This window comes from Halarcobacter anaerophilus (genome assembly GCF_006459125.1).
Taxonomy (GTDB): domain Bacteria; phylum Campylobacterota; class Campylobacteria; order Campylobacterales; family Arcobacteraceae; genus Halarcobacter; species Halarcobacter anaerophilus.
In genome coordinates, this window is sequence record NZ_CP041070.1 from 2244481 (window position 1) to 2271218 (window position 26738).

Consider the following 26738-nt stretch of genomic DNA (forward strand, 5'->3'; position numbering starts at 1 on the left):
ACAGATACTAAAAATCCTAAAAACAAATCAGCTTAAATAGTTATTCAAATAACTATTTAAGCTATAATTTATCTAAACTGCTGTACATTTTCATATCAATTTTAATAATTACTATCATAAAAGGATTAAGAAATGAATCTTAAAAAGCGAAGTCTATTTTTACTTACTGTTGCTTCAAGTACAATGTATGCACAAAACGATGCAGATAAAAATGTTCAAAAATTGGTTCCTCTAACCGTAGTGGAACAACAAGAAAAATCTTTAGATTTAATAGATGCTAAAAGATCAAATCCAAGAAACTTAAGTGAACTATTACGGCATGACACTTCTTTAGATATTGCAGGAGGAAGTCCAAATGCAAAAAGATTTTACCTAAGAGGAATAAGTGAAGCTTTAACAAATATCACTATTGACGGAGCAAAACTTAGCAAAGATTTACATCAGCACAGAGGTGGATTAAGTAATATTGATACGGATTTGCTTAAATCAGTAAGTGTAAATCCAGGCGTAGCAACAGCAGATTCTGGTCCAGGAAACCTTGGAGGTAGCGTAAAATTAGAGACTGTCGATGCACAAGACCTCTTAGAAGACGGGAAAAATATAGGCGCTTTTATAAAAAGCGGTTTTAGCAGTATTGACGACTCTTATAAAAACAGTTTGGCACTTTACGGGAAATATCAACATTTAGGAATTTTGTTTTACGGAAGTAAAGGTGACGGAGATGATTATAAAACAGGAAACGGAAGAACAGTTGAAGGCTCATCCGAAGAAGTTGACAACTATTTGGCAAAAATTTCTCTACTTAATTTAAAAAATCATGATTTGAGAATAAGTACGGAAAAAAATACTCAGGAAGGATTATATCAAGCAGGCGGTCCGGGAAGTGATATGGGATATTTTGATCCAAATGGAACAAATGAATTAGAGAGACAAAGAATTGAAAGAAAAACTACTATTTTAAACCATAAATACAATCCTCTAAATCCCTATATAAATACAAATTTTAAACTTTATAAAAACGATACAACTCTTAGTTATTTAGAAAGGGATAGTTCAGCAGATATAGAAACCGAAGGTAAAGGTGGAGATATTAGAAATAGTTTTGAACTTGATAATAATCTTTTTTTAAACAAATTAACTCTTGGTGCAGATTATGAAGAAGAGGAAGGGATAAGCGATACTGGAAGAATTAAATATAAAAACAAAGGTTTATTTGTACAAAATAGAATGGCTTTTGAAAAAATCAACCTATCTTTTGGGGCAAGATACGATGATTTTGAAAATGATTTAATCTATAAAAAAGCAAGTGATGAAAACAGTTCTTTTAATATCAATGCCGATTACTCTTTAACCGATAACTTAGTACTTTTTGCAGGATATGGAGAGAGTGTAAGCGGAGCAAATACTATTCCTGTAGGCTGGCTTAGCAATTTATCTCCTAATCTTACTTTTAACGGTTCTTCTACAAAAGATTTAGATCCTCAAAAAGCTAAAAAAATTGAACTAGGTGCTACTTGGCAAAGCTTTAATGTTTTTTCAAATAATGATAATTTAGGTCTAAAACTTACACTCTTTAAAACAGATATTATGGATCCGATAATAGTTGGAACAGGAGGTCAAATGGGAGCACCCATCAGTGATATTATAAATGACGATGATATCCAATCAAAAGGTTTTGAAATAAGCGGTGACTATAAAATTGAAAATTTCAAATTATCTCTTAGATATTCTCATGTTGATGTAGAACAAGACGGCAAAACTTTTATAGGAACAACAAAAAGATTAGCAGGGAGTTACGGGGATAAATTAATTACGGACTTTAGATACTTTCCAAGTGATAATTTAATGCTTGGTTACACAATTACGGGAGTTTTTGAAAATGATGATGCACCGGATAACGTAAATAATAAAGCAGGATATGCAGTACATGATATTTCAGCCTCTTTTACTCCAAGGGAGTATAAAAATCTTACTTTTTCTCTAGCTGTTAACAATTTGTTCGATAAAGAGTATGTTGCACAAACCTCACTTACAAGCGGCGGCATAGCTGTAGCAGAACCCGGAAGAGACGTAAGAGTAAGCTTAAAATATAGTTTTTAAACTTAAATAAAAAAATATAAAACAAGGAGTTGAAAATATGAAAAATATAAAATTACTAATACTATTTTTTATATTAAATAGTTTTGCTTTTTCAAATGAGATAAAAATAAAAGATGTTCTAAACAGAGAAATTACGATAAATAAACCCGTAAAAAAGATAATTGCTTTAGGTACAAGTTTAAGTTATGTAACATATCTAAATGCAAAAGATACTGTTTTAGGTATAGAATCTATTGAATTAAAAGATATAAAAAAAAGAACTTATACTTATGTAAATAGAAATTGGGCAAAAAATATACCTATAGTAGGTCAAGGAGGAAGAGCAAAACGCCCTAACCTTGAAGCTATAAAAGTCTTAAATCCTGATGTTATTTTTACAATAACTCAAGATAAAAAAGAGGCAGATTTGCTCTCTTCCCAACTAAATATTCCGGTAATTGTTGTAGGATACGGCTTAAACCAAATTGATTTTGAGCATATTTATAAATCTTTTGAAATCATGGGAAAAGTTTTAAACAAAGAAACAAGAGCACAAGAGTTAGTTAGTTATATAAAAGATCTGCAAAAACAGTTTAAAAAAATAGAAAATCCTAAAAATGCCTATATTGGAGCAGTTGCATATAAAGGTTTACAAGGAATTACAAGCACCCAAGCTGATTTTATGCCTTTTAAACTGGCAAATATTTCAAATATTGCCAAAGATATTCAAAAAACAGGTCATCTTTTTGTAAATAAAGAGTATCTTCTTTTAAAAAATCCTCCTATTATATTTTTAGATTATGCAGGCTGGCAGTTAGTCAAAACAGAGTTTGACAAAGACAAAGAGTATTTTAAAAAACTTAAAGCTTTAAAAAATCAAACATATATTACTCTTCCCAATACTTTTTATTATGTAAACCTAGATCAAATGCTGGCAAACAGTTTTTTTATAGCTAAACAGATTTATCCTGAAATATATAAAGATTTGGATCCTGTAAAAAAAGCAGATGAAATTTTTACTCATTTTGTAGGAGAACCTTTATATAAAATGATAAAAGAGGACACAGGAGGTTTCCAAAAAGTAAAACTTGAAAATAACCAACTTCAAACAGAGAGTATAAAGCTATGATATCACAAAAGAGTTTTTGGTTTTTTCTTTCTATTTTTGCCTTTTTAATTTTTGCTTTAACTCTAAAATTGGGCTATGTGGAGATGAGTTTTAAACAGAGTTTCAATGCACTATTTTTTAATTCCCAAAACAGTAATCTAACATATTTAATCTGGGAACTTAGAATTCCAAGAATGTTATCGGCTTTTTGCGTAGGTGCAGTTTTAGCCCTCTCAGGGGCAATCTTACAAAGTGTTCTAAAAAATCCCCTAGCCTCGCCTTTTACCTTAGGACTTTCTCAAGGTGCGGCTTTTGGAGCCTCTTTTAGTATTATTATTTTAGGCTCTGCAACTTTTAGTATAGCAGGTGAAAATATCAGCTTTATTGTTATTGGAGCCTTTGTAGGAGCATTAATCTCTTCTTTGTTTGTTTTAATCTTTTCTACAATTAAAAAGATAAATTCCCAAGGTCTTATTTTAGCAGGAGTTGCTATTGCCGCATTTTTTAATGCGGCAACAATGTTGCTTCAATATTTTTCAAACGATGATCAATTAGCAGCAGCAATTTTTTGGACTTTTGGAGATTTAAGCAAAGGGAAATGGACAGAAATTATTTTCGTATCTTCTTTCTGGCTTATTGGGATGTTTTTTGTTATCTTAAGAGGCTGGGATTTTAACACTATTGTTTGGGGGGATAATCATGCAAAAAGTCTGGGAGTAAAAGTTTTTACCCTTAGAATTTATGCTCTTTTGTTTTCCTCTTTACTTGCGGCAATTGCAACTGCATTTTACGGAATCATAGGTTTTGTAGGTTTAATTGCTCCTCATATTATAAAACTTCTTTTTGAAAATCCCAAACATCATTTTTTGTTTTTTTCATCATCAATCTTAGGAGGAGTTTTTCTTATGGGAGCGGATTTACTTGCAAAATTAGTTTTATCTCCAATTACTATACCTGTAGGAATTTTAACCGCTTTTGCAGGAGTTCCCCTATTTTTATTTATTCTTATTAAAAGGTCGTTACGTGATTAAAACAGAAAATTTAAACTATTTTTTAAAAAACAGACAAATCTTAAAAGATATAAGTCTAAACTCTGTAAACGGTGATATTACTGCAATAATTGGACCAAACGGAGCGGGGAAAAGTACTTTTTTAAAACTTCTTAGAAAATTCATAACCCAAACTTCAGGAGAGATTCTAATAGCTAAAAAAAGAGTAGAACAATATAACAATAAAGAGTTGGCAAAACTCATTTCATATCTTCCACAAACAACAAAAGCCGTTCCATGCAGTGTTGAAGATTGCATCTTATTAGGAAGAAAACCTCATATGAGATTTTTCCCGAAAAAAGAGGATTATATAAAATGTGAAGATATAATAAAAGAGCTTCATTTAAACGATTTTAAAAAGAAAAACGTCCTAAATTTAAGTGGAGGAGAATTCCAAAAAGTATTAATTGCAAGATCTTTAGTACAAGAAGGAGATATCCTTTTTTTGGATGAACCCATAAACCACTTAGATATAAAAAATCAGCTTGAAATTATGGATATAACAAAAAAAATGACCAAACAAAGAGTTCTTACGACTTTTGTAGTTTTACATGATTTAAATCTTGCTTTTAAATATGCAAATAAAATCTTGCTTCTAAAAAACGGCGAAAAGGTTTTTTACGGAGAAAAAGAGCAATTAAAAGAAGATACACTTTCAACTGCCTATGAAGTAGAGCTTAACTTAATAGATTTTAAAGGAGAAAAAAAAGTAATTTATTAGATATTTTATTGTATTATATTTTTTATGGATAAAAAAAGAGATGACGACAAAGCATGTTTAGGTTTTTTAATTGCCAGAGTTCATTCGAAGCTGCGACAAAGATTAAATCAAAAGCTTCGTAAATATGAAATTACTATTGAGCAAAGACAAATAATCTTAAAACTATTTACTTACGGGGCTATGTCTCAAAGAGAATTATGCGAAAAAACGCTTACTGAACCCTCAAACCTTACCATGACTTTAAAAAGAATGGAACAAAAAGGTTATATCCGTAAAATCAAACATCCAAAAGATAAAAGAGCCCTGCTTATTGAAGCTACGCCTAAAGCTTTTAAACTAAAAGAAGAACTTGCACAAGTGGGTCAAAACAATATAGAACAACTCTTAGAGGGTGTAGAACAAGAAAAAATAGATACTACTTTTGAAGTACTTCAAGAAATATATAAAAAAGCTTTGGAAGAAGATATTAATAACTCACTAAAGATTGAAGCGCTAATATAATTACTTAAATACTTTTGTTTTAGAAAGACTTTTTCCACACTATAAATTGATAAAGATTATTATAATAAATACCTATTTTAATTTACAACTAAGTTGCATTTTGTATAATTCCGAAATTTAATGCAACTAAGTTGCAAATATACAAAGAGGTAAAAATGAAAAAATATATAAGTCTATCAATTCTTCTTTCTAGTTCGCTATTTGCGCAATCACAGACTTTAAATGATGTTGATGTAATTGCCCAATCATCAGAGGCAGGAAATATCCAAATAGATTTGCAAAGAGCTCAAAATACTCAGGTAAATTCCCTTTTTGATTTGTTTAAAAACAATTCTTCAATTGATGTAGGAGGAGGAGCAATAAATGTTCAAAGAATTTATATAAGAGGTATTGAAAGCAGTAACTTGGATATCAGTCTAGACGGTGCTAGACAAGGTAAGAATATGTTTCAACACAGAGGAAATGAACTTGGTATAAATCCCGATATTTTAAAACAAGTAGAGGTAAAAACATATACTGATGCTTCCGATAACTCGGGAGCTTTAGGCGGTTCTATTATAATGACCACAAAAGATGCCCAAGATTTTGTTAGCCACGGGAAAAATTACGGTGGAATTATAAAAACAGGTTATGGAACAAATGCTAATACAAAACATGGAAGTTTAATAGCCTATGATGTAGTAAACTCTTATTTTGGAGTATATGCAAATGTATCTGCCGTAAATAATGACAACTACGAAGATGGAACAGGTAAAGATCAAATAGCAACGGCATATAAAGATAGAGATTATTTGGTTAAATTTAGTTTGCTTGATGTAAAAGACAATGATCTAAGAGTAACAATAAGTCAAAATGAAAACAGTGGTGACTCACAATGGAGAGGAACCGATGCCATTCCTAATCCTACTGATTTAGAAAAAATCACTTCAACAACCACAAACTATGCACTACAACATAACTATAATCCAACTAATTTAATAAACTTAGATACAAATTTAAACTTAAGTCAAATCGTATTAGAAAGAGAAGAGATAAATACGGAATACAAAAATAAGACCTTTGGTTTTAAAATTCAAAACCACTTTAACTTTGATTTTTTAAATACAAAAAATAAACTTTCCTTAGGTGCTCAATATGAGAAGCAGCACGGTATTTCAGATTATTTCTACTCTGTTCATGATAAAACATATACGGATTTTGTATCAGATACATATTCAAAAAATAGAGCCCTTTTTCTTCAAAACAGAATGAATATTGAGAATTTAAACATCTATTACGGTTTGAGATTTGATGATTATGAATTTGAGACGGGCTTTGGGAAAGCAACGGATAATACAATCTCTCCTAATATAGGATTTGATTATGAACTAAATGAAAATTCAAAAATCTATGCCAATTATAGTCAAAGCAGCAGAATGACAGGAATTATTCCTTTCACTTGGCTGACAAAAGTTAAAGAAAATACCTCTTATTCGGATAATCTAGAAGCAGAAACTGCAAAAAAATACGAAATCGGATATAAATATAATACAAATAATCTTCTTACGCAAAACGATTATTTCACTTTTGATGTAAGTCTTTTTAAAACTACTATTGAAAATCTAATTTTAGCTAGAGATATTGACGGAGGAAGCGGAGAAGGTGGAAGAACCTTAGCAGATATTTATAATAACTCAGATGATTTTAAAACAAAAGGTTTTGAGATTAAACTATTATGGAATTATGAAAACTATACAACAAATCTTTCATACTCATATATTGATGCTCAAGAGATAAATGATAACTCTACAAGTACAACAGGAGTTGATGAAGCAATAGCAATTAGAAGAATAGGAGCATACGACAGCAAAAGACTTGTTTGGAATAATTATTATGATATAAATGAGACTCTAAATTTAGGATATACCTTAAATGCCATAAAAGGAATTGATAATCAAATAGATAGACCCGGATACGTTACCCATGATATCAGTTTAAAATATACTCCAAAAGAGTACAATTCTTGGACATTTTACGCAGGAGTTGATAATATTACCGATAAAACTTACGGAAAACACTCTACTATTGCATCTAAAAGCGATGAAGATTACTATAGATATGAACCTGGAAGAAACTTTAAATTCAGTTTGAAATATACTTTTTAAAAAAGAAAAAGCTTAGCTCCTAAAATTAAGAGTTAAGCCTTTCTAATTTATCTTGAACAAAATCACTAAAAATATTTAATACTTTTTTATTTGTATCAACTTTATAAACAGATATACCGTTTTCTTGTAACTCTTTTATAGGTAAATGATTCTTTTTGGGTGACATTACGACATTTATATGTTCGTCTTTACACATTTCCATAAATTTATTTTCATTGTCCAAATAAGGATTTTGAATAATATCCACAGAATCAATCTCTTGTCCAATGCACGATAATATCGTTAAATATTCAGAATCTTCAAATCCAGATTCAACAGGAGATATATAACTTAACTGCTCTTTTGTAGGGAATACAAACTTAGTCATCTTTCATTTCCTAAAAGTTTAAAACATCAGCTTGGTGTCAGGATGAGTGAAAAAAAGTAATGACTAGGGAAAAGACAATTATGTGTTATCCTAACAAAACTGATGCTTAAAAATATATTCTGTTAAAGCTAATATTTATATACAATTTGTACAATAACGGAAACCAAAAAGGTTACCACTGAGAGAAGATCACTATTTTTTATTGTACAAGTGCACTAAAAAGTCAAACTAAATACTACTTAATGAACATATGACAGAATTGTATCAGTTTTTTGAACATATGTCAAGTATTATTTAATTAATATATGATATTATTAAAATTATTGAAATAAGGTATAAAAATGGCAAGAGAGAAACTGCAAAGAAAGTTAGAGTTAAAACCCGTTTCAAAATATTTTGGACCTAAAGATATAAAAGCGAAACAAGATGTAATACTACTGCATGAAGAGCTTGAAGCAATCCATTTAATGGACTCTTTTTGTATGTATCAAGAAGATGCGGCAAAAAAAATGAATGTCTCAAGAGCAACATTTGCAAGGATTATTAAAAGTGCAAGGAAAAAGATATCTTTAGCTTTGATTACAGGAAGTAATATAAAAGTTCATGAGATTAAAAACGAGTTTCATGTTGCAGCCTGTTCAAACAGTAATACGGAACTTGATTATGCAGGACCTGAAGCTAAATATATTTGGATATTTTTTATTAAGGATTATAGATTAAAATCGTCTAACTGTATTCAAAACCCGGCATACAACAATGAAAATGATGCTGCATGTAATGTCTTACCCGATGTGTTATACGATTATACGGTCAACTATTTTTTAATAGAAGATATTGATTATGATTTAAAGATTTCTTTGATTGCAAAGGGAATTTATCCTATTTTGCAAGAAGAGGTTACAGAAGACAAACTTGTAAGTATTTTTCAATAGAAGCTAAAAAAAGCTTCTATTTTTATAATTCATGTTTTAACTCTTCTAACCTTGCAATTCTATCTTCTGTCGAAGGGTGAGTTCTAAATAAAGATCCAAAAGCATCTTTCATCCCTGAAAAAGGATTTATAATAAACATATGTGCTGTTTCTTCCGTTGCATTATGAATTGGATGTCCGCCTTTTGCGTAATTATCCAATTTTGCCAATGCACTTTGCAGCCCTTCAACATTTCCCGTTAATCTTGCAGCGCCTTCGTCTGCCATAAACTCTCTGCTTCTGCTTACCGTCATTTGTATAATTGAAGCTGCCAAAGGAAGCAAAATTGCCATTAAAATCATAATAATCGGATTTCCGCCTTGTCTGTTGTTATTTCCTCCAAACATTGCAGAAAACTGCATCATATTTGCAATCATTGCAATAGCTCCCGCAAAAACTGCCGCAATCGTTCCTATTAACATATCATAATGTTTTATATGAGAAAGTTCATGGGCAATTACGCCTTCTAACTCTTTTTCATTTAACATCTCATATAATCCCATTGTAACGGCAACTGCCGCATTTTCATAGTTTCTCCCCGTTGCAAAAGCATTTGGAGTATGATCGGGAATCAAATAAACCTTCGGCATAGGAAGATTTGCTTTTTGCACCAATTTTTGAGTTATTCTGTAAACAGGATGTCTTACATCTTCTATAGGTGTTGCATTGTAGTGTCTTAGAACCTGTTTATCAGAATAGTAGTAAGCATAAAAATTCATTCCTCCTGCTAATAAAAAGGCTATAAGCATTCCATTTGTTCCACCGAAATAAAATCCAATTGATACGAATAATACTGTCAAAAGAGTCAATAAAAATATTGTTTTAGCTTGTTCCATAAATCTCCTTTCAACATTTTTTTAATATTCTATCATTTTATGGTTAATAAAAATTTAATATTTTTTTCATTTTTGCAACGCAAACTGTAACGCAAAAGTTGTAGAATATATCTATAGGAGAAATAAGATGAAAAAAATTACGCACAAAGAAGACTCTTTTAAATTTTATGAGCATAGTAAAGATTTTGATTTTGAAAAAAGTATAGTCACAAATTTTATTGAAAAATTTTTACCGATAATTTTTTGGCTGGGATTTTCTATTATTATATTTAATGCTCTTAATGAGAGTATAGGCTTATTCAAATGGAATTTTCTAGAAGGAGTATTTACTTTTTGTAAAATTTTTGTGCCTTATACCATTGCATATTTAATTGTTTTTTATATTCTTTTTTTATTAAAAGGGATAAGAGACTCTCTTGATAAAAAATAGATTATTTTAATTTACAACCAAACCCCGGAATAGTTTCGATTAAATTAGGATCGGTTTTACAACGCAATCTGTGAATCAGACTTCTTGTTGTACTATCACAAACAACTCTTTCGGGCCAAATATAGTTTTCAATCTCTTCAAAGGTTAGGATTTTTCCTTTTGTATTTACTAAAAGGGTTAATAAAATTTTTTCGTTTTTACTTAATTTTATAGGAATATCATCATAATATAAAGACTGGGATTCTTTATCATAGTAAAATTTGTCGTAAAGAAGTTCATATCCGTTTTCTTTAAGTTTTTCTTCTCTTTTTTGTAGTCTGTTAATTGCAATTTTTATCGTAGAATTAAGTTCATTTTTATTAAAAGGTTTTGTCAAATAACCTACGGGATCACAAGAGACGGCTCTGTCTATAGTCTCTTCATCTGAAAATGCCGTTAGAAAAATAATAGGTAAATTTTTAATCTTTTTTACCTGTGCTGCGGTAAAAATTCCGTCTTTTTCACTTCCTAAATTTATATCCATTAAAACAATATCTATAACTTTAGTTCTTACGCAAGCAAGGGCATCTTCACAATTTCTTACGCAAGCTACAATTTCAAAACCCATTAGTTTTAATGCTCTGCTTATATCCAATGCCACGATACTTTCATCTTCTACTATTAAAACTTTTACTTTGTTCTCTTTTTTCAATAACTACCTTAAATAAGTTTTACACAATTATTATATCAAAACTATCTATAATTTATTTTTTAAAGTTTTTTTTAAAAATAAAATAAAATGTTTATTTTTTTATAAAATTTTTATAATAAAAACAGATATAATGGAAAAACTTTTAAAAAGGGATAATATGAAAAGACTCTATTTAATAAGACATGCAAAATCTGATTGGTCCAATAAAGAACTTGAAGACTTTGATAGACCTTTAAATAATAGAGGCAAAAAAAATGCACCTTTCATGGGTGATCTTTTATACAAAAAAAATGTTTTCCCTGATGTAATTATCTCTTCACCTGCTTATAGAGCAAGAGAAACAGCAAAAAAAATTGCAAAAAAAGTCGGATATCATGAAGATATTTTATATAACGAGTATCTATATGAAGCTTCATTAAAAACTCTTTTAGAAGTTTTAAACTTTATTGCGGACGAGTATGATGATGTTTTTTTAGTAGGACATAATCCCGGATTAAACCTTTTGGCTTTTTATTTAGTTGATTTTAATGAAAGACTGCCTACTTGCGGAATTGTTGAGATTGAGTTTGATTGCGACAGTTGGAGAGAAGCTACCAAAAAAAATGCAAAACTTATCTCTTTTGAGTATCCTAAGAAGTTTTTAAAAAAATAATTTTAAAAATCGGTTTTTTCAATTTTTTTTTATCATAAATGTTTTAGAATCTGCTTATAGTTTTATATACAAAGAGGTTTTATGAAAGAGTTATATATTTTAAGACATGCACAAAAAGAGATTCAAAACGACTATGAATATGATTATGATATCTCTCTTAGTAAAAAAGGTTTTGAAGATGCCAAAAAAATAGGAAAACTTTTAAAACAAAAAGAAGTTCTTCCTGATTTAATAGTTTCAAGCCCTGCAATAAGAGCAAGACAAACAGCTCAAATAGTAGCTCAAGAGATTGGCTATGATAAGAATATCATGTTTAACGAAGTAATTTACCAAGCTTTTTTAAATGAATTAATTGAATCAATAACTTATACATATGATAGTGTAAACTCACTTTTAATTGTAGGGCATAATCCTGCTCTTACAGCACTTGCCCTTACCTTCGGTAATCTTAAAGAAGAACTTCAAATGGGAAATGCCGTAAAAATAGAGTTTAACTGTAATTCATGGATAGATATAGATAAAAGTAATTCAAACTTTGTAGAACTTATTAAAATTTAATTATTTTAAAAGTTTTCCTGCCAAGTTTCCGCTTGCAAAAGACCATTGCAAATTGTAACCGCCGCAAGGACCGTCCAAATCCATTACTTCACCGCAAAAATACAGACCTTCAATTATTTTACTCTGCATAGTTTTTGGATTAATCTCTTTTAAACTAACCCCTCCTCTTGTAATCATCGCTTTTTCAAAGCCTACGTGATCAATCACCGTAAGAGGTGTCCAAACTATAGTTTTAACAAGTTTTTCTCTTGTAGAACCTTCTAAATCTTTAAACTTTTTCTTAAAATCTGCACCAACTAAAGTACAAATCTCTTTTATAACAGAAACCGGCAGCAATTTAGACAGAGTCTCTTCTATATTTAGTGTAGAAAACTTTTTAAAGTGTTGAAAAAGTTCTTCTTCATTTTTCCCTTTTATCATATTGACAAAAAGAGGAACCTCTTCATACTTTTCTAACAAAGGTGTTATCTCTCTTGAAAAATCCAATACAACAGGACCTCTGATTCCTTTTGGAGTAAAAATCAAATCCCCGCAGGCTTTAAGTTTTTTTGCTTTTTTTAAATTTATTCTAATTTCCGCTTTTGCTATAGTATCGGCTTTACAATTTGCAACCCATTTCTCTTTTGTAATTAAAGGCAACATAGCAGGATATAACTCAGTTATTTTATGCCCCAAAGATTTAGCAAATTCAAAACCGTCTCCGTTTGCTCCAAGAGATGAAAAACCTAAACCTCCCGTAGCTACGATTATATTTGGAGCATAAAAATTTTTATCTTTTGCTATTACACCTTTTATAGTCTCATTTTCACATATCAGATCATTTACTTTTGTAGCTTTTTTTATCTCCACATTTACTCTTTGCAACTCTTTTTGCAAAGCTTCTATTATAGTTAAAGAGTTGTGGGTTACCGGAAAAACGCGAAAACCGTCTGGAATATGAGTATCAACTCTTATCTCTTTTAAAAAACTTATTAAATCATTATGATTGAAAGCTAAAATTGCTTCACTCATAAATTTTCCGTTTTTACCGAAAGAGTTCATAAAATCTTCATTTGAAAGGGTATTTGTAAGATTACACTTACCTCCGCCTGTTGCTTTAAGTTTAGGTCCTAATTTATCTTTTTGCTCACACAATAATACTTTTTTGCCCTCTCTTGCAGCGATAATCGCAGATATCATCCCTGCTGCACCTGAACCGATAACTATTAAATCATACTCACTATTTTTCATGGCGATATATTATCCAAAATCTTTTAACAAGTAGTTTTATTGCTTAAATTATATTTTAGATTATTTACTATACAATTCTTAAATATAGTTTAAAAGGATACCTTATGCTAATTGAATCATATAATGTGAATATGGAGTCGGCAAGTAGTTTTGTTCAACAACATGAGTCATCAGTAAGCCAAACTTTGGTAAGCCAAAGACTCAATGATACTCAAAACCAAGAAATTGAAAAAAATATGAGTATATCTACAGAGTATTATTACTCCAAAACTTTGGTTTATAATTCCGAAGATTTAATGTCAGCAGAAGATAGAATTAAAAAACTTATTATTGAGATACTGCTAGGCAAATTTCAAGGTAAAAAAGAGAAATTTGAACTTTTCCCTTTTGCAAATGTTGAGAAAAACAAAAATTATGATTTTAATCCCGGTTTTACAAGGGATATGAATATTAATACTTTTGCCGCAAGTTATGAAAGTACGGAAATATACTATCAGAAAAGTAGTATTGATTTTTCTTCTTCTGCACAAATAAATACAAATAACGGCTCTTTTAATATAGACCTTAATTTATCTTTTTCCCAAGAGTTTTATGAACAGCATAAAACAAAAATAGATATTGCAGGTATTAATTTACAAGATCCTCTTATTATAAATTATGAGGGAGAAACAAACCAATTTGATAATATCAGCCGGAATTTAACATTTGAGTTTGATTTAAACAGTGACGGAATAGAAGAAGAGATTCCTTTATTAAAAAAAGGAAGCGGTTTTTTAGTATTGGATAAAAACAATAACAATAAAATAGACAATGGAAAAGAACTCTTCGGTCCAAACAGCGGTGACGGTTTTGAAGAGTTAAGAGCTTATGATGAAGACGGAAATAATTGGATAGATGAGGCAGATTCAATCTTTAATAATCTAAAAATCTGGCAAATAGACGAAAAAGGAGAAAATAAATTAATCACAATGTCCCAAAGCGGAATAGGAGCAATATATTTATCATCTATTGCAACGGGATTTAATTATTCAGACGGTTATGCAGACCAAACTGCAAGTTTAAAAGAGTCTAGTATTTTTTTAAAAGAAAACGGGGAAGCAGGAGTTGTTACAAGCGTGGATTTAGTAGTGTGAAATAGTTTAATTTAAACTATTTCCCTAAACAAAAAGCACCAAACATTACATCTAACATCTCATCGTTTTCATAAGGTCTTGTAATATTTGAGATATTTAATAAAGCTTCATTTATATGATAAGCGAAGAACTCTAATTCACCGCTTTGTAGGGGCTCTGCAGCTTTGTTTATATGATGAAGCGTTTGTTCAACCGCTTCTATTTGTCTTGTAGAAACTAAAGTCATATCATCGCTATGAGTATTTGAATCCAAAATTATTTCAAGCTTTTTAATTAAAGGATTAATTGTCTCTTTTGTACTTAGTTCTATAAAATTATCAAGTTTTGTTTTATCAAAACAGTTTTCTAAATCTGCTTTGTTTAATACCTTTATTATCTCTTTATTACCGCTGTTTTCCAAAAGTGTAAGAATTTTTTCATCTTCATTGTCACACTCTTTGTTATTATCAAACAATGAAATAATAATATCAGCCTCTTCAACAGCTTTAATAGATTTTTCAATACCTATTTTTTCGATTATATCGTCAGCTTCTCTTATTCCTGCCGTATCTACTATTTTGATAATATGAGTTCCGATTCTTACACTCTCTTCAATCGTATCTCTGGTAGTTCCCGCAATATCTGAAATAATTGCCCTGTCAAAGTTTAGAAGTTTATTTAATAAAGAGGATTTCCCTACATTGGGTTTTCCGATAATTGCTACTTTAAAACCTTCGATAAGACCTTCTCTTCTCTTACTAGCTTCCAAAGTATCTTGTAGTTTAATTGTGATTTTATTAAGTTTATTTTCGATTTGTTGAAAAATGTCTTCGGGTAAATCCTCTTCGGCATAATCGATATTAACTTCCGTATAAGCCAACATAAAAAGTAAATCTTCTCTAATATCATTTACAAAATTCGTTAATTCGCCTTTTAACTGTTTTGCCAGCAGTTTTACTGCATCTTCACTTCGTGCTTCTATTATATTGGCAATCGCTTCTGCTTTTGTAAGATCTATTTTTCCGTTTAAAAAAGCTCTTTTTGAAAACTCTCCCGGTTGGGCTAATCGTGCACCGCATTTTAAAATTTCATTCATAATTATATTTGAAATAGCAATACCGCCGTGACATTGAAACTCAAGAACATCTTCACCCGTAAAAGAAAAAGGATTTTTAAAGTATATAAGAAGTGCTTCATCTATAATTTCACCGCTTAGATTATAAACTGAACACAAAGTTGCAAGTCTGTTTTTTAACTCTTTTTTCTTGGTAAGTTTTAAAGCTATATTTAATGCTTCGTTTCCGCTTACTCTGATTATCGATATAGAACCTATACCGTTTGCCGTAGCTATTGCTACAATTGTATCATCTTCTAACAATTTTTATTGCTCTTTACTTCTGTACTCATTTACAAGTACGTATTTATCTCCCCTAATATTTGTTTTTACTGCAACATATTTTTCAGGGAACTCTTCTCTTAGTTTTTTCAGCGCTATATGAACCAATATTCCGTCAAGAGGTTTTGTCTTGAAACTCCCTTTTTCTTTTATTATTTCAATAATAGGTTCTAAATAGTTATGAATTGCAGATTCTTGATTTTTCAAAAATTCTGCTACTTCAAGTCTTAACATAAGCCCATATTTTTCATTTATCCAATTAAATAAAATATATGAAAGGGCTTTATATCTATAACCCTCTTTTCCTATTAAAAGTGCCGAGTCTTCACCTGTAAATTCAATATACAAAGTATTATCGTCGTAGAACTCTACTTTTATATTATCAATTCCGTAACAAGTATCTTTAAATAAAGAGATTAAACCTTCATTAACCTCTTCTAAGATTTCATCTTTATCTTTTTTTACAATGATTTTCGAAACTTCTCTTCTTCCGTTATCTTCATTATAGAAGTTATCAAAAATTTTTTCTTTTGTTTCTACTTTTGGAACAGAGTGTAATTTCTGCTCCTTTTTTCTCTCTTCACTTCTTTTTCTTTGTTGAGCTTTTTCATCTTTTTTATGAGACTCCTCAACTCTTTTTGAAAACTCTTCGATTTTTATATCTTTTTTTCTAAATTTATGTTCTTTGTGTTTTCTAAGATCTTTTCTTCGGCTCTTTTTAGGAATTGCCTCAATAACGGCACTCTTTTTCCCTATTCCTAAAAAGCCTTTTGCCGGTTGCTGAATTATATCTATGTCCAATTCCGTTATAGAACAACCAAACTCATTTGATGCTAACTCATAAACCTCTTCTAAACTTTTACCTTCGAATTGTTTCATAATAGTCTCCTACTACTTTTTAGCAGCTCTTTGTCTCTCAAATATTTTATTTATAGAATATTGTTGAGCAATAGTAAATACGTTATTTACAAACCAATAAAGAGTCAAACCTGCAGGGAACCATAAGAAGAAGAATGTAAATATTACAGGCAACATTTGGAAAATCTTCTTTTGCATCTCATCTTGCATAGTATTAGGTGTAATTTTTTGTTGAATAAACATAGATGCACCCATCAATATCGGTAAAATAAAATATGGATCCATCTCAGCTAAATCGTGTATCCATAAAATCCATTCGGCACCTTTTAGTTCAATAGAGTTCAATAAAACTCTATAAATTGCGAAGAATACCGGAATTTGAAGAAGTAAAGGCAGACAACCACCCATCGGATTTGCTCCGTGCTTCTTGTAAAGCTCCATCATATGCATAGATTGTTTTTGTTTATCATCTTTGTATTTAACCTGGATCTCTTTCATTTTAGGAGCAAGATCTTTTAGTTTTTGCATAGATACCATACCTTTGTATGATAACGGATATAAAATAAGTTTAATAATAATAGTCAAAACGACAATGGTCCATCCCCAGTTTCCTACATATGAGTGAACAAACTGTAAGAAAGTAAACATAGGTTTGGCAATAAAAGTAAACCATCCATATTCAATTACGTCTGTTAACTCTGGATTTAAAGCTTTTAAATCATTGAAGTTTTTAGGTCCCATATATCCTGAAAAATCTATTTCTCCCAAAGCATGTACAAAAGATTGTGGATTGTCGTTATTATCAGGCATTAATGATATTTGCATTGAATTTTTAAAATTATAAATCACGGTTGCATAATATCTGTCAAAATTTGATACGAATTTAATTCCTGTATATGATTTAACTTTTTCTAATTTTTCATCAGAAGTTAATTCCATTGTTCCGTCGTTTAATTTTACGTAAGCTCCGTGGTCTGCATACATATCTGCTAAAACATTGGGTCTAAATCCGTTTGTAATAAAAAACTGCTCTTTTTGAGAAGTTTTAACTTTTAGGTCATAATGTCCGTCAGGATAAACCGTAAAATCTTTTGTTAAGATAAGTCCATCTATATTTTGAGTTAAAGTGAAAGTTTGAGGCTGTTTTGTAGCATCAACAGAAGATGAAGTTGTAGTATATGCAACTTCAAAAGCTTTGTTATTTATATCGGTGTTTGCAAATCTAACTTCCAAAGGTCTTAACTGATCAGCTTCGAAAAGTTTTATTTGATTTCCCTCTTCATCTTTATATTTAGGTTCTAAAAGGGTAACTTGTGCCACTCTACCTAATTTGTCTATTTCAATACTATTTTTTGCCGTTGTTATTGTTGTTATAATATCCGCTTTACCGATTGATTTGCTAGATAAAGCATTTATCGATTTTGACATACTATCTTTTGTCGGTGCATTTTGAACCATTGAATCACCGGTTGCAACATCAGGAGCCGCATTCTGTTTTTGCTGTTTAGCTATTTCTTGTTGTTTCAGTTTTTCCTCTTGTTGAGGCTTTAATACTAAAAATTCATAAGCTATAAAAAAGATAAACACGACTAGCGTCATGATTAACATTCTTTTTTGCATACCGTTATCTTGATTAAAATTATTCATTACTACTCTTCCACTCCCGATTTTTTACTATGAGGTATCTATCGTTAGATATCGGAACAAACCAATATTTAACTTTTATTTTTTTAAAATTTATATTATTATGTTTTGCAACTTTTACTATGGGATAGTCAAATCCACCTTCAAAAAATTGATTACATTTTAATATGCGCAATATTGTAAAATAAATTGCCTTAAAGAAAGTATTGTTCTCAAACTGCCAAAGAGCATAATTTGAACATGTTGGATAATATCTGCAGCTGCCGTGTGAAATAACCGACAGATATTTTTGATAAAATCTTATTAGATATTTAAAAAGTCTTTTCATTTTTAAATAATTGCAGCTTTTTTATTGCAAACAAAAAATCTTTTTGAAGTTCTTTGGAACCCCTATTAATTGCACTGTTTTTTGCGACAATAATATATTTCCCCGTTTGTACTTTGTTTTCATAATTTAGATACAAAGCTCTTAATCTTCTTTTTGCCCTAGCTCTTTGTACTGCATTGCCCACTTTTTTTGAAGCGACAAAGGCTATTTGCAACTTTTCACCAGGCGTAAAAAAAGCGACAAAAGAAGCTGTGTGCCACTTTTTGCCGCTTTTATATATCTGATTGAAATCTTTAGAATTGTTAAGACGGTGTTTTTTGCTTAAACAGCTAATCTTTTTCTACCTTTAGCTCTTCTTGCTTTGATAACTTTTCTTCCGTTCTTAGTTTTCATTCTAATTCTAAACCCGTGTGTTCTTTTTCTTGGCGTGTTATGTGGTTGATATGTTCTTTTCATAATCTAAGTTCCTCTATTCACAAATTAAGTCGCGTATTATATTTAAACAATACTTAAACTTTCTTTAGTTTAAGTATTTTATAATAATTAACTTATATTTGTTATTACTTGATCGTTTTGAATATCAAACTCTACTTTAGACCCTTCAGAGACTTTATCTTCTAAAATAAGATCTGCCAATCTATCCTCAACTACTTCATAAATGGCTCTTTTAAGAGGTCTTGCTCCATATACAGGATCAAATCCTACTTTTGCTATATACTCTTTTGCTTTGTCGGTTAAAGAGATCTCAATATCTTTTTGTTCAACTCTTTTTTTAATATTAGCAAATAAAATATCTACTATATTGGTAATAGCTTCTAATCCTAATTGTTCAAAAATTATAATATCATCAAGTCTATTTAGAAATTCAGGTCTGAAATAGGCTTTTAACTCATTTAATACCTCTTTTCTTCTCTCCTCTTTATCACTTATTTCAATGATTTTTGCACTTCCTATATTTGAAGTTAAGATTATAATCGTATTTTTAAAGTCTACTGTAACACCTTTGTTATCGGTTAACCTACCGTCATCTAAAACTTGTAAAAGTATATTAAAGACATCTGGATGTGCTTTTTCAATTTCATCAAACAAAATTACGCTATATGGTTTTCTTCTTACAGCTTCGGTTAATTGTCCGCCCTCTTCATATCCTATATATCCGGGAGCTGCACCTATAAGTCTACTTACGGTGTGTTTTTCCATATATTCACTCATATCAAATCTAATAAGTGCTTTTTCATCATCAAATAAAAATCTTGCCAAAGTTTTTGCACTTTCGGTTTTACCCACACCTGTAGGTCCTAAAAACATAAAAGAACCGATTGGTCGACTCTCTTCAGAAAGTCCCGCTTTATTTCTTTTAATGGCTCTGCTTATAGCTTTTAAGGCTTCATCTTGTCCTACAACATCTTTTTTAAGTTCATCTTCTACTCTTAAAACTTTTTGTTTTTCAGAATCCATCATTTTATTTACGGGAATTCCCGTCCATCTGCTCACAATACCTGCAATTGCTTCTTCATCTACGGAATTTCTAAGTAGAGTCCCCTCTTCTTGCATTCTTTGCCATTTTTCTTCATTCTCTTTAATTTTTTTCTCTAAAGCTGGGATTTCACCGTATTCGATTGATGCAGCCTCTTCGAAATTCGACTCTCTTTTTGCTCTTGCAGCTTTTACTCTAAGCTCTTCAATTTTTGATTTTAATTCACTTGCGGCATTAAAAGTCTGTTTTTCATTCTCAAATCTTGCTTCAAGATTTTGTTTTTCTTCATTTAAATTTGCAAGTTCTTTTTCAATTTCGGTTAATCTTTCATCATTTTTTTTAGATTTTTCCATTTTAAGAGCCTCTTTTTCCACATTAATAGTTTGTATTTCCCTTTTAATGTGTGATAAAGGTGTCGGCTCACTCTCTATTTGCATTTTAAGCTCTGCTGCTGCTTCATCAATTAAGTCAATAGCTTTATCAGGTAAAAATCTGTCCGTAATGTATCTGTCACTTAGTTTTGCAGCTGCTACAAGAGCAGAATCGTTGATTGTCACGTTATGGTGTGTTTCAAGTCTCTCTTTTATACCTCTTAAAATTTGTAAAGCTTCATTTACGCTTGGTTCGTCAACATTTACAGGCTGGAACCGTCTTTGCATTGCTGCATCTTTTTCAAAATATTTTCTATACTCTTTTAAGGTAGTTGCACCTATTGTATGAAGTTCACCTCTAGCCAAACTTGGTTTTAAAATATTTGCCGCATCCATTGAACCTTCGCTGGCACCGGCTCCTATTATTGTGTGAATCTCATCAATAAACAGAATAATATTTCCTGCTTTTTTTACCTCATCAATAACTTTTTTTAATCTATCTTCAAATTCACCTCTATATTTTGCACCTGCAATCAAAGAACTCATATCAAGTGTTACGACTCTTTTATTTAGTAAAGAAGTTGGAACGTCTTTATTTACTATTCTTTGAGCAAGTCCTTCTGCAATGGCAGTTTTACCTGTACCCGGTTCTCCCAATAAAATCGGATTGTTTTTTGTTTTTCTTATAAGAATTTGCATCATTCTCGTAATTTGTTCATCTCTACCGATTACGGGATCAAGTTCACCGTCTATTGCTTTTTTGTTTAAGTCAATTCCGTATTTTTCCAAAGCTTCAAGGTTTTCATCGGCACTTGCACTGTCAATGGTAGTTCCCGCTCTCATTGCTTCAAGCTCTTTTTTTGCATCAAGTAAATTTACATATTTACCTAAAACCTCTTTCATAACTTTTGAATCAAAATTTGCCACAAGCCAAGTATCTACGGCAATAAATTTATCTCCGTTTTTTGCCATTTCTCCTTCTGCTTTTTGTAAACTCTCTACAAAAGCCCTTGATAGTTTAATATTCTCTTTCGTTAGGTTTGAAACTGACGGCAGTTTACTTGCATAAGATTTTGCTTCAAGCTCAATCGCAGCTTTGTCAATATTCATTTTATTTAAAAGTTGGTTTAAAACAGAATTTGTATTTGTTAATAATGCCCACAATAAGTGTATTACTTCAAGTTCTTGATTTTTATTATGTAATGCCAAAGCTAAAGAAGAATCTATAGTTTCAGCCAGTTGGTTAGTTAATTTCTCGAATAATTTGTTCATTTAGCACTCCTAATCTTTAATTGCTAATTAGATTATAGCAAGTTGAGTGTTATTTTGTCAAGTTAAATTTCATAAATATAATCATTTAGTGAATTTTTAGGAAGTTTAATTGTAAAACAGCACCCCTTAAAATTTTGATTTTTATCTCTGTAATTAATATTTCTTACATAAAAATCACCTTTCATATGATCTACTATAATTTGGTGTGACATATAAAGTCCTATTCCTGTACCTTGAGACTTATGTTTTGTAGTAAAATAGGGATCAAAAACTTTATAAATAATACTATCGGGAATTCCTCCCGCATTGTCAAGTATTCTAAGTTTATAACATTTTTCATGTATCTCTTCTCTTATTTCGATTATTCTATTTTCTATTTGATTAGACAAAAAAGCGTCTTTTGCATTGTTTATTATATTAATCAAAACCTGAATAAACTCATTTGGATAACCTTCGACTATTATTTTTCTATTAGAAAATTTTGTTATAACTTTTATATTATGATTATATATACTTGAATGAAGAAGTTTTAAAGCCTTTTGAACAACTTCTTTTAACTCAAAAGATTCCAAACTCTTATCTGTTTTAAAGAAGTTTCTAAAATCATCTATTGTTTTTGACAAATATAAAGCATTTTGCACAATTGTATCCATAGAATTGTTTAATTGTTTATCATCTAATACTCCAAACTCTTTTTCAAGTTTTACGCTGCTTGCACTTGTACTTATTACATTTAAAGGTTGTCGCCATTGATGAGCAATATTTCCTATCATTTCACCCATAGATGCCATTTTTGTCTGTTGAAAAAGAAGTTTATCTTTATTTTTTACTTCAGTAATATCAATTAAAGCCGATACTCTTACTATTTTTGAATTTAATTCTAAAAATTTTCCTTGCACTAATGCATGAATAATAGTACCGTCATCTTTTATGCACTCTATTTCATAAGGCTCTTTTACATCTTTTTTAAGATTCTCTTTTATCACATCTTTGTAATCATCAACAATATAATCAAACATATTTTTACCGATTACATCACTTTTTGATTTAAATCCAAAAAGTTTTACAGTAACATCATTTACATCTATTATTTCATCACAGTTTGACAATACGACAGATTCCATTGTTGAATTAAAAAGAGATTTAAAACTCTCAAGTGATTTTTCTAAACTATCCTCTCTTTTATCTATTTCTTTCTGCATTTTGTAAAAACTCTTTAAAAGTTTATTAAATTCATCAAAAGAGGATTCTTCTACTTTTTCATCATAATTGCCGTTTGCAATATGCGAAGTAACAGCTTGAATTTTATCAAAATTAAGAAATATTCTTTTGGAAATTAAAAAAGACAAATACACTGCAATAATTATAAAAAAGATAATAAGAATAACATACGTTAAAATAACACTTTTTAGAGATTTTAATATCTCGCTAAAGCTCTCTCTTACAATAATATACCAGCCTGTTTTACTGTTTTTCAGATATGAACCGAATTGTTCTTCCTCGTCTAAAGCGGAGAAAAATATATCTTGTTTTAAAGGGCTGTTTTCTTTTACCAATTTAGTGAAAGTCTCTGTTGAACTGGCATTATATCTTTGCAATACGTATTTTATATCAACCGGGTTTATAACCAAAACAGAATTTCTGTCAAAAACCCTGATCATATAACTCTCGTCTTGATTTCTAAATTTACCGATAAAATTTGAGATTTGGGTTATATCAATTAAAATAACACCTATTTTATTTCTCATCTTAAAACTATAAGAAAGTGTGGGAGTTTCATCAATAGAAGATAAAAACAGATTTGACCAATAACTGTTTTTATCTCTTAACTTTTTATAATAGACTTTATTTGAGTAATCAAAACCTTTATATATATGATGTTCTCTCGTCTTTGCTTTTATATAAAAATTTTCTAAGATTCCATCTTTATTTAGTATAAAAATTGAAGAGATATCTCTATTTGTCTCCAATAGATTTTGTAAAGCTTGATTTGAACTATTTGTAGAATATTTTTTTGAGATATACTCTGAAATATATTCAATATTGTGTACCATAGAATAAATTTTATTATTTACTTGGTTTAACACTAAGTTTTGATTAAATTTTATTAAATCAACTTTTGAATTATATATATTGATAATTGATAAAATTCCGATTATTACAATTACGGACATGGTAAAAAAGATTAAAACTTGTAAAATCACTCTTTTCAAACTTCTATTTTTCATATTCACCTAATAATTATATATTTTTTTAAATTCATTATCTTTAACAACGGTTAAATATTGTTCTCTTTGGATATCACCGTATTTGTCAAAAAGAAGAAATCCTTGCAAACCTTCAAATTTTTTAATTGACAAAAGATTTGTTTTGAAATTTTTCAAATCTGAATCTTTTTCTAAAATTTTTAAAATTACTTTTCCTGTTTCATATGCCTGTGCAGAAAAAATAGTAGGTTCTATTTTAAATTTTTCTTTATATCTTTTTATAAAATCAAGATATTTTTTATTTACTGAATTTTCATTATATGAACTTAAAAAAAGAGTTCCGTTGACTGCCTTTCCTCCGTCTTCAAGAAATTCATGGTTTTTAGCCCATCCCGAAGCACAAAACTTTTTATTTATATTGTTTAACTTTAGAAATTGTATTAATCTTGAACTATCTACGGAATTTGCAACAATAAACACTCCGTCCAAATCTTTTTTCTCTTTAATCTTTTTTAGAATTGTTTCAAAACTCTCTTTCATAGAGATCGTTTCTATAAAACTTTTTCCGCCTGAAGATATGAAAGATTCTTGAAAACTTGATAAATAATTTTTTGAATAAGAGCTGTTTTTATAATCATATACAGCCAACAAGCTTTTTATATTGTGTTTTATAAGATATCTGGAGAGAATATCAAATCTCTCTTTGGAAAGTGCTACTTGCGTTCTAAAAAAGTTATCATCTTTACCGGAAAATTCACCGCTGCTTGAAGTAACTGAAAAAAGAAAAGTTTTACTGTTTTTTAGAATTTGAGAAAGGGAAATTTTAGTCATTGCGCTTGTTGTATTTCCCACAATCAAGTCTATATTTTCTTTTATAAAAAAGTTAATAATACTTTTTGCAGACTCCTCGTTTTGTTTGTCATCTTTTACTATTATTTTAATTTTTTTATCATTTACTTCATAATCTACATCATCAAATGCCAATAAAAAGCCATTTAAAACAGAATGACCAAGGGTCGAATATTTGCCGCTTAAAGTACCTGAAAATCCTATTTTTATAGTTTCATCTTTTTTCAAAAAATATGTAAGGAATAACAGAATTACAACAATTATCACAAGTATTAAGAAAACATATTTTTTCATTTCTTCTCCGATTCTGTTTTGATATTATACAATTAATAAGCTATAATTTGGCTACATATAATAATTTTTTTATTATTTATTTTAGGAGAGTTTATGTTTTGCGGTATTGATGAAGCAGGTCGTGGTCCTATTGCAGGTCCCCTTGTTGTTGCAGGTGTTATTATTTTAGAAGAGATTGAAGGATTAGATGATTCAAAGAAATTAACTGAAAAAAAAAGAGAAAAGTTGTATGAAGAGATAATAAAAAAATCTAAGTACCATATAGTTTTTAAAGATAATCAAACAATAGATGAAAGAGGTATTAGTTATTGTCTTAAATCTTCTATTGAAGAGATAATAAAAGAGTTAGGTGAAAATAGTTACTTAATGGACGGAAATACCTCCTTTGGAATAAAAGATTTGGAGCATAAAATAAAAGCAGATGCAACAATAAAAGAGGTAAGTGCAGCCTCAATTTTGGCAAAAGTAAGCCGTGACAGATATATGTGTGAGGTTTCTTCAAAATTTCCAAATTATGATTTTGAAAAACATAAAGGGTATGGAACAAAAGCCCATGTTGAAAAAATCAAGAAATTTGGAAGATGCAGCCAGCATAGATACAGTTTTAAATTAAAAGCTTTAGGAGAAGAGAATATAGGATTTCAAAAGAGTCTGTTTTAGACTATTTTGAAACTTCACCTATTTTATTTTCAACAGATTTTATTTTCCCCGTTAATCTGTTTTCATGACCTTTTCTAATATCAAAAGTTATAGGAGAATAAACTCTATTGCAACCCAAACTTTCAAGTTTGTCATAAGATTTTTGAATTATTTCCAAAGCATCACAAAGATTAGGAGTCTCTACAATTGTAGCCATTGAAGTTAATTGATAAGGGAAACCCGATTCTCTTATTACTTTTATAACTTGGGCAACATATTCACTTTTGCTCTCACTTTTATCAGTAGGGAACATTGCCATTTGTAATAAAACGCTCATTTCTTCCTCTTTTGTAATTTTCAAATATGAAAGAATAATACACAAAGTGTAATTATAGTTTATTAAAAAATTTTAATTTAATTCTTAATTTATTTTTTAGAGCATAAAAAATATACTTTATAAATATTTCAAGACAGATTCATAAAGTTTACGTTAATATTTAAAAATAAAAATACAAAAGGAGCATTATGCAAATAGAAGTTTCACCTGAAGTTTTACTTTCACAATTAGGTTATACAAAAAGTGAATCATCTTTAAAACAAGCAGAAAATATAATGGAGCAAACAAAAGATTTTAATAAGTTTTCAAAACATGTTATCAGTTTAAACGATAACTTGAAAAAAATGAATGCTTATGTTGCACTATCAAATTCATCAGAACATTTGAAAATCAAATGCGATGAAAATGATGCAAACGAGATTTTAGAAGAGTTTCATAATGAAGTAAATAATTGGGCGGACAAATATAATGTGAGCTTACAAAAACTTGACAATAAACCTGTTTATTATATTCTAGGAATAAAACAATAATCAAATTTTTATAAAAGAGCGCCCCAAAAAAAGGCGTTCTTATACTACTGTTTTAAGTTTTCACTTTTAAATTTTTACTTTTTCTTGA

The 26738-nt window shown here is 29.7% G+C and carries 27 protein-coding genes; 13 read left to right on the forward strand and 14 right to left on the reverse strand.

All coding sequences use genetic code 11. From position 1 onward, the window contains the following. The first annotated feature begins 132 nt into the window (after window positions 1-132). The 6 genes from AANAER_RS11200 (at window position 133) to AANAER_RS11225 (ending at window position 7602) form a co-directional block, all read left to right on the forward strand. Window positions 133-2100: a TonB-dependent receptor domain-containing protein gene (locus AANAER_RS11200; protein WP_129082244.1), complete on the forward strand. Its 1968-nt coding sequence runs from the start codon at window positions 133-135 to the stop codon at window positions 2098-2100. 37 nt (window positions 2101-2137) lie between these two features. Beyond that, entirely contained in the window at window positions 2138-3208 is a 1071-nt protein-coding gene (locus tag AANAER_RS11205; RefSeq protein ID WP_129082245.1) for an ABC transporter substrate-binding protein, read from the forward strand. After that, window positions 3205-4218: a FecCD family ABC transporter permease gene (locus AANAER_RS11210; protein ID WP_129082246.1), complete on the forward strand. Its 1014-nt coding sequence runs from the start codon at window positions 3205-3207 to the stop codon at window positions 4216-4218. The genes AANAER_RS11205 and AANAER_RS11210 overlap by 4 nt, the downstream gene beginning before the upstream one ends. Continuing rightward, window positions 4211-4957 carry an ABC transporter ATP-binding protein gene (locus AANAER_RS11215; protein ID WP_164969349.1) on the forward strand — a complete coding sequence of 249 codons (747 nt, stop codon included), beginning with the start codon at window positions 4211-4213 and terminating at the stop codon, window positions 4955-4957. Before AANAER_RS11210 ends, AANAER_RS11215 begins: the two co-directional genes overlap by 8 nt. Before the next feature lie 24 nt (window positions 4958-4981). Then, window positions 4982-5458, forward strand: a complete 477-nt coding sequence (locus AANAER_RS11220) for a MarR family winged helix-turn-helix transcriptional regulator (RefSeq protein WP_129082248.1) — start codon at window positions 4982-4984, stop codon at window positions 5456-5458. Between the two features lie 155 nt (window positions 5459-5613). Then, window positions 5614-7602, forward strand: a complete 1989-nt coding sequence (locus tag AANAER_RS11225) for a TonB-dependent receptor domain-containing protein (RefSeq protein ID WP_044417769.1) — start codon at window positions 5614-5616, stop codon at window positions 7600-7602. A gap of 25 nt (window positions 7603-7627) precedes the next feature. Here the strand turns inward: AANAER_RS11225 and AANAER_RS11230 are convergent, their stop codons facing one another. Continuing rightward, entirely contained in the window at window positions 7628-7969 is a 342-nt protein-coding gene (locus AANAER_RS11230) for a NifB/NifX family molybdenum-iron cluster-binding protein (RefSeq protein ID WP_044417767.1), read from the reverse strand. Window positions 7970-8310: 341 nt separating this feature from the next. Between AANAER_RS11230 and AANAER_RS11235 the strand changes: the two genes are divergently transcribed. Further along, window positions 8311-8901: a DUF134 domain-containing protein gene (locus AANAER_RS11235; RefSeq protein WP_129082249.1), complete on the forward strand. Its 591-nt coding sequence runs from the start codon at window positions 8311-8313 to the stop codon at window positions 8899-8901. 22 nt (window positions 8902-8923) lie between these two features. Here AANAER_RS11235 and htpX read toward each other — a convergent pair whose 3' ends face one another. Then, window positions 8924-9775 carry a zinc metalloprotease HtpX gene (htpX, locus tag AANAER_RS11240; protein ID WP_044417764.1) on the reverse strand — a complete coding sequence of 284 codons (852 nt, stop codon included), beginning with the start codon at window positions 9773-9775 and terminating at the stop codon, window positions 8924-8926. Between the two features lie 127 nt (window positions 9776-9902). On the opposite strand from htpX, the gene AANAER_RS11245 reads away from it, so the two are divergent. After that, complete coding sequence (locus AANAER_RS11245) at window positions 9903-10205, forward strand: hypothetical protein (protein ID WP_044417762.1); 303 nt, start codon at window positions 9903-9905, stop codon at window positions 10203-10205. Between the two features lies 1 nt (window position 10206). On the opposite strand, the gene AANAER_RS11250 is transcribed toward AANAER_RS11245, so the two are convergent. Next, window positions 10207-10896: a response regulator gene (locus AANAER_RS11250; protein ID WP_129082250.1), complete on the reverse strand. Its 690-nt coding sequence runs from the start codon at window positions 10894-10896 to the stop codon at window positions 10207-10209. Between the two features lie 130 nt (window positions 10897-11026). Between AANAER_RS11250 and AANAER_RS11255 the strand changes: the two genes are divergently transcribed. Continuing rightward, window positions 11027-11548, forward strand: coding sequence for a SixA phosphatase family protein (locus AANAER_RS11255; RefSeq protein WP_228711160.1), 522 nt, complete (start codon window positions 11027-11029; stop codon window positions 11546-11548). Between the two features lie 81 nt (window positions 11549-11629). Continuing rightward, window positions 11630-12106: a SixA phosphatase family protein gene (locus AANAER_RS11260; protein ID WP_129082252.1), complete on the forward strand. Its 477-nt coding sequence runs from the start codon at window positions 11630-11632 to the stop codon at window positions 12104-12106. Here the strand turns inward: AANAER_RS11260 and AANAER_RS11265 are convergent, their stop codons facing one another. Next, window positions 12107-13336, reverse strand: a complete 1230-nt coding sequence (locus AANAER_RS11265; RefSeq protein ID WP_129082253.1) for a BaiN/RdsA family NAD(P)/FAD-dependent oxidoreductase — start codon at window positions 13334-13336, stop codon at window positions 12107-12109. It abuts the gene before it with no gap. A gap of 104 nt (window positions 13337-13440) precedes the next feature. On the opposite strand from AANAER_RS11265, the gene AANAER_RS11270 reads away from it, so the two are divergent. Then, window positions 13441-14469 carry a hypothetical protein gene (locus AANAER_RS11270; protein ID WP_129082254.1) on the forward strand — a complete coding sequence of 343 codons (1029 nt, stop codon included), beginning with the start codon at window positions 13441-13443 and terminating at the stop codon, window positions 14467-14469. A gap of 16 nt (window positions 14470-14485) precedes the next feature. On the opposite strand, the gene mnmE is transcribed toward AANAER_RS11270, so the two are convergent. The 9 genes from mnmE to AANAER_RS11315 form a co-directional block, all read right to left on the reverse strand. Further along, the gene (mnmE, locus tag AANAER_RS11275) at window positions 14486-15826 is read right to left on the reverse strand and encodes a tRNA uridine-5-carboxymethylaminomethyl(34) synthesis GTPase MnmE (RefSeq protein ID WP_129082255.1); all 1341 of its coding nucleotides are present in this window, start codon (window positions 15824-15826) and stop codon (window positions 14486-14488) included. 3 nt (window positions 15827-15829) lie between these two features. Continuing rightward, entirely contained in the window at window positions 15830-16723 is an 894-nt protein-coding gene (locus AANAER_RS11280) for a Jag N-terminal domain-containing protein (protein ID WP_044417751.1), read from the reverse strand. A 12-nt stretch (window positions 16724-16735) separates the two neighbouring features. Further along, complete coding sequence (yidC, locus tag AANAER_RS11285; RefSeq protein WP_129082256.1) at window positions 16736-18349, reverse strand: membrane protein insertase YidC; 1614 nt, start codon at window positions 18347-18349, stop codon at window positions 16736-16738. Continuing rightward, a complete protein-coding gene (yidD, locus tag AANAER_RS11290; RefSeq protein ID WP_129082257.1) occupies window positions 18342-18674 on the reverse strand; it encodes a membrane protein insertion efficiency factor YidD in 333 nt (110 codons plus the stop codon). Before yidD ends, yidC begins: the two co-directional genes overlap by 8 nt. After that, window positions 18658-19008, reverse strand: a complete 351-nt coding sequence (gene rnpA, locus AANAER_RS11295; RefSeq protein WP_129082258.1) for a ribonuclease P protein component — start codon at window positions 19006-19008, stop codon at window positions 18658-18660. Before rnpA ends, yidD begins: the two co-directional genes overlap by 17 nt. Further along, on the reverse strand, window positions 18996-19130 hold the full coding sequence (gene rpmH / locus AANAER_RS11300; protein ID WP_044417745.1) for a 50S ribosomal protein L34: 135 nt from the start codon (window positions 19128-19130) through the stop codon (window positions 18996-18998). The genes rnpA and rpmH overlap by 13 nt, the downstream gene beginning before the upstream one ends. An 87-nt stretch (window positions 19131-19217) precedes the next feature. After that, window positions 19218-21794 (reverse strand): ATP-dependent Clp protease ATP-binding subunit, encoded by a 2577-nt coding sequence (locus tag AANAER_RS11305; RefSeq protein ID WP_129082259.1) that lies wholly within the window; start codon window positions 21792-21794, stop codon window positions 19218-19220. A 62-nt stretch (window positions 21795-21856) separates the two neighbouring features. Continuing rightward, window positions 21857-24022, reverse strand: coding sequence for an ATP-binding protein (locus AANAER_RS11310; protein ID WP_129082260.1), 2166 nt, complete (start codon window positions 24020-24022; stop codon window positions 21857-21859). A 6-nt stretch (window positions 24023-24028) separates the two neighbouring features. Then, window positions 24029-25144 (reverse strand): ABC transporter substrate-binding protein, encoded by a 1116-nt coding sequence (locus tag AANAER_RS11315; protein ID WP_044417739.1) that lies wholly within the window; start codon window positions 25142-25144, stop codon window positions 24029-24031. Between the two features lie 93 nt (window positions 25145-25237). Between AANAER_RS11315 and AANAER_RS11320 the strand changes: the two genes are divergently transcribed. Continuing rightward, the gene (locus AANAER_RS11320) at window positions 25238-25804 is read left to right on the forward strand and encodes a ribonuclease HII (RefSeq protein ID WP_129082261.1); all 567 of its coding nucleotides are present in this window, start codon (window positions 25238-25240) and stop codon (window positions 25802-25804) included. A gap of 1 nt (window position 25805) precedes the next feature. On the opposite strand, the gene AANAER_RS11325 is transcribed toward AANAER_RS11320, so the two are convergent. Next, a complete protein-coding gene (locus AANAER_RS11325) occupies window positions 25806-26120 on the reverse strand; it encodes an MTH1187 family thiamine-binding protein (RefSeq protein WP_044417737.1) in 315 nt (104 codons plus the stop codon). A gap of 188 nt (window positions 26121-26308) precedes the next feature. On the opposite strand from AANAER_RS11325, the gene AANAER_RS11330 reads away from it, so the two are divergent. Next, window positions 26309-26650 carry a hypothetical protein gene (locus tag AANAER_RS11330; protein ID WP_044417736.1) on the forward strand — a complete coding sequence of 114 codons (342 nt, stop codon included), beginning with the start codon at window positions 26309-26311 and terminating at the stop codon, window positions 26648-26650. Window positions 26651-26738: the final 88 nt, after the last annotated feature.

Bases quoted from the DNA above. Each gene is read 5' to 3' on its own strand.
- AANAER_RS11315 (WP_044417739.1), bottom strand. From the start codon at position 25,144: ATGAAAAAATATGTTTTCTTAATACTTGTGATAATTGTTGTAATTCTG.
- AANAER_RS11330 (WP_044417736.1), top strand. From the start codon at position 26,309: ATGCAAATAGAAGTTTCACCTGAAGTTTTACTTTCACAATTAGGTTAT.
- AANAER_RS11310 (WP_129082260.1), bottom strand. From the start codon at position 24,022: ATGAAAAATAGAAGTTTGAAAAGAGTGATTTTACAAGTTTTAATCTTT.
- AANAER_RS11230 (WP_044417767.1), bottom strand. From the start codon at position 7,969: ATGACTAAGTTTGTATTCCCTACAAAAGAGCAGTTAAGTTATATATCT.
- AANAER_RS11220 (WP_129082248.1), top strand. From the start codon at position 4,982: ATGGATAAAAAAAGAGATGACGACAAAGCATGTTTAGGTTTTTTAATT.
- yidC (WP_129082256.1), bottom strand. From the start codon at position 18,349: ATGAATAATTTTAATCAAGATAACGGTATGCAAAAAAGAATGTTAATC.
- AANAER_RS11280 (WP_044417751.1), bottom strand. From the start codon at position 16,723: ATGAAACAATTCGAAGGTAAAAGTTTAGAAGAGGTTTATGAGTTAGCA.
- AANAER_RS11200 (WP_129082244.1), top strand. From the start codon at position 133: ATGAATCTTAAAAAGCGAAGTCTATTTTTACTTACTGTTGCTTCAAGT.
- yidD (WP_129082257.1), bottom strand. From the start codon at position 18,674: ATGAAAAGACTTTTTAAATATCTAATAAGATTTTATCAAAAATATCTG.
- AANAER_RS11245 (WP_044417762.1), top strand. From the start codon at position 9,903: ATGAAAAAAATTACGCACAAAGAAGACTCTTTTAAATTTTATGAGCAT.
- AANAER_RS11270 (WP_129082254.1), top strand. From the start codon at position 13,441: ATGCTAATTGAATCATATAATGTGAATATGGAGTCGGCAAGTAGTTTT.
- AANAER_RS11265 (WP_129082253.1), bottom strand. From the start codon at position 13,336: ATGAAAAATAGTGAGTATGATTTAATAGTTATCGGTTCAGGTGCAGCA.
- AANAER_RS11320 (WP_129082261.1), top strand. From the start codon at position 25,238: ATGTTTTGCGGTATTGATGAAGCAGGTCGTGGTCCTATTGCAGGTCCC.
- AANAER_RS11205 (WP_129082245.1), top strand. From the start codon at position 2,138: ATGAAAAATATAAAATTACTAATACTATTTTTTATATTAAATAGTTTT.
- AANAER_RS11325 (WP_044417737.1), bottom strand. From the start codon at position 26,120: ATGAGCGTTTTATTACAAATGGCAATGTTCCCTACTGATAAAAGTGAG.
- AANAER_RS11305 (WP_129082259.1), bottom strand. From the start codon at position 21,794: ATGAACAAATTATTCGAGAAATTAACTAACCAACTGGCTGAAACTATA.
- rpmH (WP_044417745.1), bottom strand. From the start codon at position 19,130: ATGAAAAGAACATATCAACCACATAACACGCCAAGAAAAAGAACACAC.
- AANAER_RS11260 (WP_129082252.1), top strand. From the start codon at position 11,630: ATGAAAGAGTTATATATTTTAAGACATGCACAAAAAGAGATTCAAAAC.
- AANAER_RS11225 (WP_044417769.1), top strand. From the start codon at position 5,614: ATGAAAAAATATATAAGTCTATCAATTCTTCTTTCTAGTTCGCTATTT.
- AANAER_RS11255 (WP_228711160.1), top strand. From the start codon at position 11,027: ATGGAAAAACTTTTAAAAAGGGATAATATGAAAAGACTCTATTTAATA.
- htpX (WP_044417764.1), bottom strand. From the start codon at position 9,775: ATGGAACAAGCTAAAACAATATTTTTATTGACTCTTTTGACAGTATTA.
- AANAER_RS11235 (WP_129082249.1), top strand. From the start codon at position 8,311: ATGGCAAGAGAGAAACTGCAAAGAAAGTTAGAGTTAAAACCCGTTTCA.
- AANAER_RS11210 (WP_129082246.1), top strand. From the start codon at position 3,205: ATGATATCACAAAAGAGTTTTTGGTTTTTTCTTTCTATTTTTGCCTTT.